The 10,172-nt window shown below is 73.1% G+C and carries 12 protein-coding genes; 10 read left to right on the forward strand and 2 right to left on the reverse strand.

Annotated features, from left to right (window positions below; genetic code table 11):
- Positions 1-33: 33 nt before the first annotated feature.
- Positions 34-1,551, forward strand: coding sequence for an aldehyde dehydrogenase (adh, locus tag C3486_RS22780; protein WP_103834616.1), 1,518 nt, complete (start codon positions 34-36; stop codon positions 1,549-1,551).
- Positions 1,551-1,955, forward strand: a complete 405-nt coding sequence (locus C3486_RS22785) for a DUF779 domain-containing protein (protein ID WP_103834617.1) — start codon at positions 1,551-1,553, stop codon at positions 1,953-1,955. The genes adh and C3486_RS22785 overlap by 1 nt, the downstream gene beginning before the upstream one ends.
- Before the next feature lie 55 nt (positions 1,956-2,010).
- On the opposite strand, the gene C3486_RS22790 is transcribed toward C3486_RS22785, so the two are convergent.
- A complete protein-coding gene (locus tag C3486_RS22790; protein ID WP_103834618.1) occupies positions 2,011-2,463 on the reverse strand; it encodes an Lrp/AsnC family transcriptional regulator in 453 nt (150 codons plus the stop codon).
- Between the two features lie 120 nt (positions 2,464-2,583).
- Between C3486_RS22790 and C3486_RS22795 the strand changes: the two genes are divergently transcribed.
- Positions 2,584-3,231 (forward strand): LysE family translocator, encoded by a 648-nt coding sequence (locus tag C3486_RS22795; RefSeq protein ID WP_103834619.1) that lies wholly within the window; start codon positions 2,584-2,586, stop codon positions 3,229-3,231.
- A 90-nt stretch (positions 3,232-3,321) separates the two neighbouring features.
- Here C3486_RS22795 and C3486_RS22800 read toward each other — a convergent pair whose 3' ends face one another.
- Positions 3,322-3,753, reverse strand: coding sequence for a protein phosphatase (locus C3486_RS22800; protein WP_103834620.1), 432 nt, complete (start codon positions 3,751-3,753; stop codon positions 3,322-3,324).
- A gap of 190 nt (positions 3,754-3,943) precedes the next feature.
- Between C3486_RS22800 and C3486_RS22805 the strand changes: the two genes are divergently transcribed.
- The 7 genes from C3486_RS22805 to C3486_RS38585 all read left to right on the forward strand — a co-directional run.
- Positions 3,944-4,663, forward strand: a complete 720-nt coding sequence (locus C3486_RS22805) for a Phenylacetic acid catabolic protein (protein WP_258052947.1) — start codon at positions 3,944-3,946, stop codon at positions 4,661-4,663.
- Positions 4,664-4,699: 36 nt separating this feature from the next.
- Positions 4,700-5,821, forward strand: a complete 1,122-nt coding sequence (locus C3486_RS22810; protein WP_103834621.1) for a radical SAM protein — start codon at positions 4,700-4,702, stop codon at positions 5,819-5,821.
- Between the two features lie 35 nt (positions 5,822-5,856).
- Complete coding sequence (locus C3486_RS22815; RefSeq protein WP_103834626.1) at positions 5,857-6,111, forward strand: acyl carrier protein; 255 nt, start codon at positions 5,857-5,859, stop codon at positions 6,109-6,111.
- Entirely contained in the window at positions 6,108-7,331 is a 1,224-nt protein-coding gene (locus C3486_RS22820) for a beta-ketoacyl synthase (RefSeq protein WP_258052948.1), read from the forward strand. Before C3486_RS22815 ends, C3486_RS22820 begins: the two co-directional genes overlap by 4 nt.
- 43 nt (positions 7,332-7,374) lie before the next feature.
- Positions 7,375-8,304: an alpha/beta fold hydrolase gene (locus C3486_RS22825; RefSeq protein ID WP_103834623.1), complete on the forward strand. Its 930-nt coding sequence runs from the start codon at positions 7,375-7,377 to the stop codon at positions 8,302-8,304.
- Positions 8,301-9,827: a long-chain fatty acid--CoA ligase gene (locus C3486_RS22830; RefSeq protein WP_103834624.1), complete on the forward strand. Its 1,527-nt coding sequence runs from the start codon at positions 8,301-8,303 to the stop codon at positions 9,825-9,827. Before C3486_RS22825 ends, C3486_RS22830 begins: the two co-directional genes overlap by 4 nt.
- Positions 9,824-10,172 (forward strand): 4'-phosphopantetheinyl transferase (locus tag C3486_RS38585; RefSeq protein WP_374936907.1); only part of this gene is annotated, 349 nt, incomplete at its 3' end. The genes C3486_RS22830 and C3486_RS38585, both read left to right, overlap by 4 nt.

The raw sequence follows: 10,172 nt of genomic DNA on the forward strand, positions 1-10,172 counted from the left end.
CCCGTACGAACCGGTACTCCTGAGGAGCGCACAATGGTGTACGCGCAGCCCGGCAGCGATGGCAGCGTCGTCAGTTTCAAGCAGCGCTACGACAACTTCATCGGCGGCGACTGGGTCGCCCCCGTGAAGGGCCAGTACTTCGACAACCCCTCCCCGGTGGACGGCCGCACGTTCACCCAGGTCGCCCGGTCCACCGCGGCCGACGTCGACCTCGCGCTGGACGCCGCGCACGCGGCCGCGCCGAAGTGGAGCCGCACCTCCACGACCGAGCGCGCCAACCTCCTCAACAAGATCGCCGATCGCATCGAGGAGAACCTGGAGAAGCTCGCGGTCGCCGAGACCTGGGAGAACGGCAAGCCGGTCCGCGAGACGCTCGCCGCCGACCTGCCGCTGGCCGTGGACCACTTCCGCTACTTCGCGGGCGCCGTACGCGGCCAGGGGGGCTCGATCTCCGAGATCGACGCCGACACCGTCGCGTACCACTTCCACGAGCCGCTGGGCGTGGTCGGCCAGATCATCCCGTGGAACTTCCCGCTGCTGATGGCCACCTGGAAGCTGGCGCCCGCGCTCGCGGCCGGCAACTGCGTGGTCATCAAGCCCGCCGAGCAGACTCCGGCCAGCATCCTGGTCCTCATGGACCTGATCGCCGACCTGCTGCCGCCGGGCGTGGTCAACGTCGTCAACGGCTTCGGCGTGGAGGCCGGCAAGCCGCTCGCCTCCAGCCCGCGGATCGCCAAGGTCGCCTTCACCGGCGAGACCACCACGGGCCGTCTGATCATGCAGTACGCCAGCGAGAACATCATCCCCGTCACGCTGGAGCTGGGCGGCAAGAGCCCGAACATCTTCCTGCCGGACGTCATGGCCGCCGACGACGACTTCCTGGACAAGGCCGTCGAGGGCTTCGTGATGTTCGCGCTGAACCAGGGCGAGGTGTGCACCTGCCCGTCCCGCGCGCTGATCCACTCCTCGATCTACGACGAGTTCATGGCCCGCTGCGTCGAGCGCACCAAGGCCATCACCAGCGGGAGCCCGCTGGACCCGGCGACCATGATCGGCGCGCAGGCCAGCAACGACCAGTTCGAGAAGATCCTCTCCTACATCGACATCGGCAAGAAGGAGGGCGCCGAGCTGGTCACCGGCGGTGCCGCCCGGACCGTCGAGGGCTACGAGGGCGGCTACTACATCGAGCCGACGATCTTCCGCGGCACCAACGACATGCGGATCTTCCAGGAGGAGATCTTCGGCCCGGTCGTCTCGGTGACCACGTACGACTCGGTCGACGAGGCCCTGAAGATCGCCAACGACACGCTCTACGGCCTGGGCGCCGGCGTGTGGACCCGGGACGGCAACACCGCGTACCGCATGGGCCGCGAGATCAAGGCGGGCCGGGTGTGGACCAACTGCTACCACGCCTACCCCGCACACGCGGCGTTCGGCGGCTACAAGAACTCCGGCATCGGCCGGGAGAACCACAAGATGATGCTCGACCACTACCAGCAGACCAAGAACCTGCTGGTCAGCTACTCCGCGAAGAAGCTCGGGTTCTTCTGATGGGTACCCGCACCCGGCGCGTCGAACTGACGCCGGCCGCCGCGGAACTGGTGGCCCGGCTGACGGAGACGCACGGCCCGGTGATGTTCCACCAGTCCGGCGGCTGCTGCGACGGGAGCGCACCGATGTGCTACCCGCGGGGTGAGTTCAGGGTCGGCGCTGCCGACGTCCTCCTCGGCCACGTCGCCGACGACGTGCCGTTCTGGATGAGCGCCGACCAGTTCACCTACTGGCGCCACACCCACCTCACCGTCGACGTGGTGCCGGGCCGGGGCAGCGGCTTCTCGCTGGAGGCACCCGAGGGGGTCCGCTTCCTCATCCGGTCCCGGCTGCTCACCGACGAGGAGCTGGCCAGGATCGACGCCGAGCCGCCGCTCCCGACGGGGGACGAAACGGCCGGCTGAGCCCCCGTCTCCCGTACGGCCGCACGGCCCCCGGTCCCCGGGCCGTGCGGCCGCCTCATGCCGGGAGCGGCCGCTCGTGCACCACGTGCTTCATCACCAGGGTGGAGCTGAGCCGCTGCACGCCCGGCAGGGTGGCCAGCTTCTCGTCGTAGAGCCGCTGGAAGGCGGGCAGGTCGGCGCTGACGATGCGCAGCAGGTAGTCGGGGTCGCCGAAGAGCCGCTGCGCCTGGAGCACCTGGGGGATGTCCGCGACGGCCTCCTCGAAGGCGGAGACGGTGCCGCGGTCCTCCTGGCGCATGGTGACGAAGACCAGCGCCTCGAAACTCAGCCCGACGGCCTCCGCGTCCACGACCGCGCGGTAGCCGCGGATCGCGCCGCTGCGCTCCAGCTCGCGCAGCCGGCGGTGGCACGGCGAGAGGCTGAGCCCGACCCGCGCCGCCAGCTCCGTGACCGTGAGACGGCCGTCCTCCTGCAGCTCGGCAAGAATCGTCCGGTCCAAGTCGTCCATGGGAAAGATTCTTCCACTCTCGCTGCTCGCAGCGACACTGGAGGGAAACACTTCCCGCGATCTTGTGACTAATCTCCCTCTCTGTCCCCCGGAACAGAGAGAACCAGCGAGTACCACTTCATGGCTGCCAGCTCCATAGCCGCCTTCTGGGCCGTGTCCGTCCTGCTCGTCCTCGTCCCGGGCGCGGACTGGGCGTACGCCATCACCGCGGGCCTGCGCGACCGGTCCGTCCTCCCGGCGGTCGGCGGCCTGATGCTCGGCTACGTGGGGCTCACGCTCGTGGTCGTCGCCGGCGTCGCGGCCGTGGTCGCCGCCAACCCCGCGGTGCTCACCGCGCTGACCGTGCTCGGCTCGCTGTACCTGATCTGGCTCGGGATCACGACCCTGGCCCGCCCCGCGGCACCCGCCGCTGCCGACCCGGCGGCGGATCCGGCCGCCGCGCCCGCCGGTGCCGCGCCCGGCGCGCGGATCCTGAAGGGCGCCGGCATCAGCGGCCTCAACCCCAAGGCGTTGCTGCTCTACATCGCGCTGCTGCCGCAGTTCGCCGCCGCGCACGACAGCGGCAGCGGCTGGCCGCTCGCGGCCCAGATCGCCGTGCTGGGCCTGGTCCACATGGCCAACTGCGGTGCGGTCTACACGGGCGTCGGGGTGCTGGCCCGCACCGTGCTGCGCGCCCGGCCCACCGTCGCCCGCGCGGTCACCCGCGTCTCGGGCGCCGCCATGATCCTGATCGGCGCACTGCTCCTCGTGGAGCGGCTGGCGCCCTGAGCCGGGCGCGCCGCCGGCTGCGGGAGGGCGCGCCCTCGGCCTGAGCCCGGCGTACCGGCGCGCCGCCCCCCATGACCGGCGGGCGCGCCCTCAGCCGGCGAAGCGGCGTACGTACCGCCGCTGCCACGGCGTCTCCACGGCCCGCCGGTCGTAGTGGTGCCGGACGAACTCCACCGCCCGGTCGGCCGGGATGCCGTCCAGCACGGCGAGGCAGGCCAGTGCCGTGCCCGTCCGGCCGCGGCCCCCGGCACAGGCGAACTCGACCCGCTCGGCGGCGGCCCGCTCCCACGCCTCGCCGAACACCGCCCGGGCCTCGGCGCGGTCGGCGGGCAGCCGGAAGTCGGGCCAGCGCAGCCACCGCGACTCCCACGCCGTCTCCGGCGGCCGCTCGCCGAGCAGATAGACGCCGTACGCGGGGGACGGGCCGGCCGGCAGCGGCCGCCGCAGTCCCCGTCCGCGCACCAGCCGCCCGGACGGCAGCCGCAGCACGCCCGCCCCGGCGGGCTCCCAGGTCTCGGTCATGCCGGCAACGGTACCGCCGCACCGCACGCCGCCGGCCGCGTCCGCGACGTGTCATGAACGCGGTGAATGCGCCTGTACCAAAGGCCAATTGCCTCCGCCGGACGGTGCAAAGAGAGTGGTGAGCGCGCTGGGAGCGGCCTCGCGGCCCGGCCCCGGCACTGCCCGAACACCACTCCCGAAGGAGCCCGACGTGGGTTTCGCCCCGTTCGACGACGAAGCCGTAGTGGTCCGCACACCGGACGAGTTCCTGAAGATGCCCCAGGAGTACCAGGAGGTGGCGCTGCGGCAGATCACCGTCAACACCGAGGGCGAACTGTCCGGCGGTGACGACTACATCCAGGTCTTCCTGCCGCTCGCGCCGAACGCCGAGGAGCGCCAGGTCTGCGCCGAGCGCGCGGTCGAGGAGTACGACCACTACAAGCTCGGCAAGAAGATCCTGGCCCCGCTGGGCGTCGACACCACCTACATGGAGACCCAGCCGCTCTCCGAGCGGAACCTCTTCGCCGACCAGACGCTGCACGCCTGCACCAGCTGGGCGGAGCGCGGCATCTTCTCGTACATCGGCGAGGAGACCGCGATGGTGATGATCAAGGAGTTCGCGGAGAGCAGCTACAAGCCGTGGGCCGAGGCCGTCCGCACCATCATCATCGACGAGAAGGTGCACATCGCCCACGGTGCGCGGGTCTGCCGCAACCTCGCCGAGACCGAGGAGGGCCGCGAGGAGCTGCAGACGGCGCTGGACCGGCTCTGGCCCACCTTCGAGAAGATCTTCGGCAGCTCGCGTTCCGAGCGCGCCAAGCTCGCCGTCCGCTTCGGCCTGCGCAAGACCACCAACGGTGAGGCCCGGGACCTGTGGCGGGAGCGCGTGATCCCGCGGGTCACCCGTCTCGGCCTGCGCGTACCGCAGTAGTCCGCCCGCGTCCGCCACTAGGAGAGCGACGTCCCGATGACTGTTCCCCTCACCCTCACCCCCCGCCCCCTGGACCGCCGCGAGGCCAAGGCCCGCATCGCCGAACTCCTCGCCGGCCGGCCCGACCTGGCCGAGCGCCTGCAGCGGATCCGCCGCGCGAACCGCCTGGTGCGCTCGTGCGAGGTGCACCTGACCAACAACTGCAACATCCGCTGCCAGGGCTGCTGGTACTTCGAAGGCGGCTTCGACACCGCGGTGCGTGAGGAGACCGACCTCGGGCGGATCCGGGACTTCGCCGGCCGGCTGAAGGAGGAGGGCGTCACCCAGGCCACCCTCATCGGCGGCGAGCCGACGCTGGTGCCCAAGCGCATCGAGCCCTTCGTCGAGGCCCTGCCCTACGTGACGATCTCCACCAACGGCCTGCGGCCCATGCCGCGCCAGGGCTTCGAGAACATCGCCGTCGCCGTGAGCATCTTCGGCGGCGGGCCGCTCGACGACGACCTGCGGGCCATCCGCGTCAACGGCAGCCGCTTCACCGGCCTGTTCGACACCGCGCTCGGCCACTACAAGGACGACCCGCGGGTGATGTTCATCTTCGCGCTGTCCGAGGCCGGCGTGGAGCACATCGAGCCCACCGTCCGGAAGATCGCCGAGAACGGCAACATCGTCACCTTCAACTTCTACAGCGAGCACGGCACGGACACGCCGCTGCGCATCCAGAACGAGCAGCGCATCCTCGACGAGGCGCTGCGGGTGCAGGCGCTCTACCCCGAGACGGTCCGCAGCCACCCGTACTTCATCCGCACGCTGATCACCGGGAAGACGCACTGGGGCGGCACCTTCGGCTACGACGTGTGCCCCGCGATCAGCGTCGACCACCCCGACCACGCGGAGCGGCTGCGGAACGGCAACCCGGTGATCCCCGGCTTCAACGCCTGGGGCGCCGACTACAAGACGCCGCAGTTCTGCTGCACCTCCGGTGACTGCACCGGCTGCCGGGACAGCCAGGCGGTGTACAGCTGGCTGCTCGTCAGCTCGTACCGCTTCCTGGACGACGAGGACCAGCTGAGCATGTGGCTCGACATCGCCGAGCGCTACTGGAGCCAGTGGTACTGGTCGCCGCTGCGCAAGGAGCCGGCGGCCGGCGCCGCGCGCTGACCGGGCGGGACGAGACGGAAGAACGGACGGGGTACATGACCACGACTGTCGGCCGCGAGGCCATCGAGAAGTTTGTCACCGACGCGCTGGCCGGACTCGGCGTGGACCGCGAGGCGATCACCCCCGGCGCGATGCTGGACGACCTGGAGGTCGACTCGCTCGACCTGCTCGAACTGTGCCAGTCCATCAAGCTCGAACTGGGCATCCCGGTCCGCCCGAAGGACTTCGACGGGCTGGAGAGCATCGCCGAGGTGCTGGAGCTGTGCGCCCGCAAGGACGGCACCGCGTGAGGGAGGAATGCGTGGTGACCGGCCTCGGCGCGGTCACCCCCCTCGGCGTCGGGGCCGACGTGCTGCACGAGCGGGCCGTCGCCGGCGAGTCCGGCGTGCTGGACGGCATCGGCTACTGCACCGCGTTCCGGCCGGCGGCGGCCCTCCCGCACCAGCTCGTACGGCGCACCGACCGGGCGGCGCAGCTCGCGCTCGCGGCCGGTGACGAGGCCCTGGCGCAGGCCGGCTGGGCCCCGGGCGAACTGCCCTACCCGGCCGACCGCATCGCCGTCGTCATCGGCTGCGGCCTGGGCGGCACCGGCAGCTACGCCAACGAACTCGCCGCGTACGAGGCCAAGTCCGAGGACGGGGTCTCCCCGCTGCTGATGCCCCGCATGATGGCCAACGCAGCGGCCGCGCAGCTCGCCACCCGGTACGGCCTGCACGGCGAATCGCTCTGCGTGACCTCGGCGTGCACCACGGGCGCGCAGTCCATCGGCCAGGCGCTGCGGATGCTGGCAACGGGCGAGGTGGACGCGGTGGTGACCGGCGGCACCGAGGCGTCCACGTCGCCCGTCATCCAGGCCACCTTCCGCAACGCCAGGGCACTGTCCCCGACCGGCGACTCGGTCCCCTTCGACCGGGACCGGGACGGGTTCCTGCTCGGCGAGGGCGCGGGCGTGCTGGTCCTGGAGCGCGCGGGCGACGCGGCCCGGCGCGGCGCCCGGGCACTCGGTTCCGTACTGGGCTACGGCGCCTCCTCCGACGCCCACCACGTCACCGCGCCCGACCCGGAGGGCCGCACGGCCGCGCAGGCCATCACCCGCGCGCTGGCCTCGGCGGGCGTCACCGCCGACGACGTGGACTACATCAACGCGCACGGCACCGGCACCCGCCTGAACGACCAGGCCGAGGCGACCGCGCTGCGCCACGCGCTGGGGGAGCGGCTGCCGCGCATCCCCGTCTCCTCCAGCAAGTCCGCGCTCGGCCACCTCCTCGGCGCGGCCGGCGCGGTGGAGGCGATCGTGGTGCTCCAGGCGCTGCGGCACGCCGTCGCGCCGCCCACGACCGGGCTGCGCGCGCCCGACCCGGAGCTGGGGGAGCTGGACCACGTGGTCACGGCCAGGAAGCTGCCCGGGGACAAGTCCCGGCTGGTCGGCCTGTCCACCTCGTTCGGCTTCGGCGGGCACAACGCCGCGCTGGTCCTGGGCTCCGCGCCCGAGCAGGACGGCGGCCGCTGATGCCCGCCCGCGTGCCGTCCGGTGCGTACCCCCTGGGGGCCCGGTGAAGCGGCCACGGTTCCCGCTGCTGCGGGAGATCACCGCACCGGACGGCACGCGGCTGACGGTGCGCTGCCTGCGTGCCGACCGGGCCGGGGCGCCGGTGATCGTGCTGTTCCCCGCGATGGGCACCCCGGCCCGCAGCTACGCGCCGCTCGTCCGCGCCCTGCACCGGCAGGGCATGACGGTGGCCCTCTGCGACCTGCGAGGCCACGGCGAGAGCACCCCGGTCGCGGCCCGTTCGGTGCCCTGCGGCTACCGGGAGATCGTCGAGCACGACATCGGGGCCGTGCTGGGTGCGGTGCGCGAGGAATTCCCCGCGCCCGCACCGCTGTTCGTCCTCGGGCACAGCCTGGGCGGCCAGCTGTCCCTGGTGCACTGCGGGCTCTACGGGCCCGAGGCCGACGGGGTGGTCCTGGTCGCCTCGGGCTCCGCCTGGTACCGCTGCTTCGCGCCCCGCGAGCGGGCCCGCTGGCTGGTCACCGGCCTCGCCGGCGGTCTCGCCGCGCGGCTGCTCGGCTACTGGCCCGGCGCGCGGCTGGGCCTCGGCGCCCGGGAGGGCGCCCGGCTGATGCGCGACTGGGCCCGGCAGGTGCGCACCGGCCGCTACCGCGCGGAGGGCTCCCGCCTCGACTACGAAGCGGCGCTGGCCCGGGTCACGCTCCCGGTGCTCGCCGTGGACGTGGCGGGGGACCTGCTCGCGCCGCCGCGCGCCGTCGACCACCTCTGCGGCAAGCTGCGCGGCGCCGCCGTCACCCGCTGGCACTTCGCGGCCCGCACCGCGCAGGGCGACCCGGCGGGCCACTTCCGCTGGGTGCGCCACCACGACGGGCTGGTCGAGCGGATCGCCGCATGGACCGCCGAAGTGTCCCGCCCGGTGGCCGCCGCTGACCGTCCCGCCGCTCCGGACCCCGCACAGGAGACCGTCTCGTGACCGAATCCGTCCCCGGCATCGCCGGCCTGCTCGCCCGCGCCGCGGCCGCACACCACGACCGGCCGGCCGTACGGCTCGACGACCAGGTGCTCACCCACGGCGAGCTGTACGCGCTGGCGCTGCGTGCCGCGCGGTTCCTGCGCGAGCGGGGCGTACGGCCCGGCGACCGGGTCGCGCTGATGCTGCCCAACGTGCCGGAGTTCGCGGTGCTCTACTACGGCATCCTCAGCGCGGGCGCCGTCGTCGTCCCGGTGAACCCGCTCCTGAAGGCGGGCGAGATCGGCCACTGCCTGCGGGACGCCGAGGCGGCCCTGCTGCTGGCCTGGCACGCCGGGTCGGCAGCGGCGGCCGAGGCCGCGCGGCGCCACGGCACGGACCTCCACGAGGTGGCACCGGACGCCTTCCGCGCGCTCCTGGCGGACACCGCACCGCTGGAACGCCCCGAGCCGTGCGACGACTCCGACACCGCGGTGATCCTCTACACCTCCGGCACCACGGGCAGCCCCAAGGGCGCGGAGCTGACGCACGCCAACATCGTCCGCAACACCGAGACCGCAGCGGGCAGTGTGCTGGGTCTCGGGCCCACGGACGTCATCTTCGGCGGACTGCCGCTCTTCCACTCCTTCGGCCAGGTCATCGGGCTCAACTGCGCGGTGGCGAGCGGCGCTTCGCTGACCCTGCTGACCCGCTTCGACGCGGCCCGCGCGGTCGAGGTGATGGCACGCGACCGGGTCACCGTGCTCGCCGCCGTCCCCACCATGTACAACCTGCTGCTCGCGCTCGGCGCGGAACGGACGGGCGGCACCGACGCGCTGCGGGTGGCCATCTGCGGCGGCGCGCCGCTGCCCGCCGAGGTGCTGCACGGCTTCGAGTCGGCCTACGACTGCCCCGTGCTGGAGGGCTACGGACTCTCCGAATCCTCGCCGCTGGCCTGCATCAACCGCATCGACCGGGTACGCAGGCCGGGCACCATCGGCTACCCCATCGACGGCGTGCGCATGAAGGTCACCGACCGCGCCGGCCGCGAGGTTCCCGACGGCACCGTCGGCGAGATCCGGATCAGCGGCCACAACGTCATGAAGGGGTACTGGAAGCAGCCGGCCGAGACCGACCGTGCGATCGGCGACGGCTGGCTGCGCACCGGCGACCTCGGGACGCGGGACGCGGACGGCTGCTTCCGCATCGTCGGCCGGTCCAAGGAGGTCATCCTGCGCGGCGGGATGAACGTCTACCCGCGCGAGGTGGAGGAGGTGCTCTACGCCCACCCCGCCGTCGCCGAGGCCGCCGTGATCGGCGTGCCCGACCCGGTGTACGGCGAGGAGGTGGGCGCCGCCGTGGTGCTCAAGGCGGGCGCCGAGGTGACGGGGGAGGAGCTGCGGGAGTACGTGCGCGCGGCCGTGGCCCCGTACAAGTACCCCCGCGTCATCTGGTTCCCCGGCGAGCTGCCCAAGGGGGCGACCGGGAAGATCCTCAAGCGGGCCGTGGTGCCGCCGCCGGAGGTGGCGGCGGCGGGCACCCGGTGACCGCGCGCCCGGCCCTCCAGGACCTGCTGCCCCCGCACGTGGCGTGCTGGGAGACGGCGGGGGACGCGCCGGACGGCTCGCTGCACCCCGAGGAGGCGGCCGGCATCCGCACCGCGCGGCCGCTCCGCCGCGCGGAGTTCGTCACGGGACGGCACTGCGCGCACCGGGCCATGGAGCGGCTGGGCGCCCCCGCCGCCCCCGTACCGCGTGGCGTCCGGGGCGCCCCCGGATGGCCGGCCGGCATCGTCGGCAGCATCACGCACTGCGCCGGGTACCGCGCGGCCGCGGTGGCACGCTCGGGCCGGGTGCGCGCCGTGGGCATCGACGCCGAGCCGGACCTGCCGC

This window comes from Streptomyces sp. Ru73 (assembly GCF_002920575.1).
GTDB lineage: Bacteria > Actinomycetota > Actinomycetes > Streptomycetales > Streptomycetaceae > Streptomyces.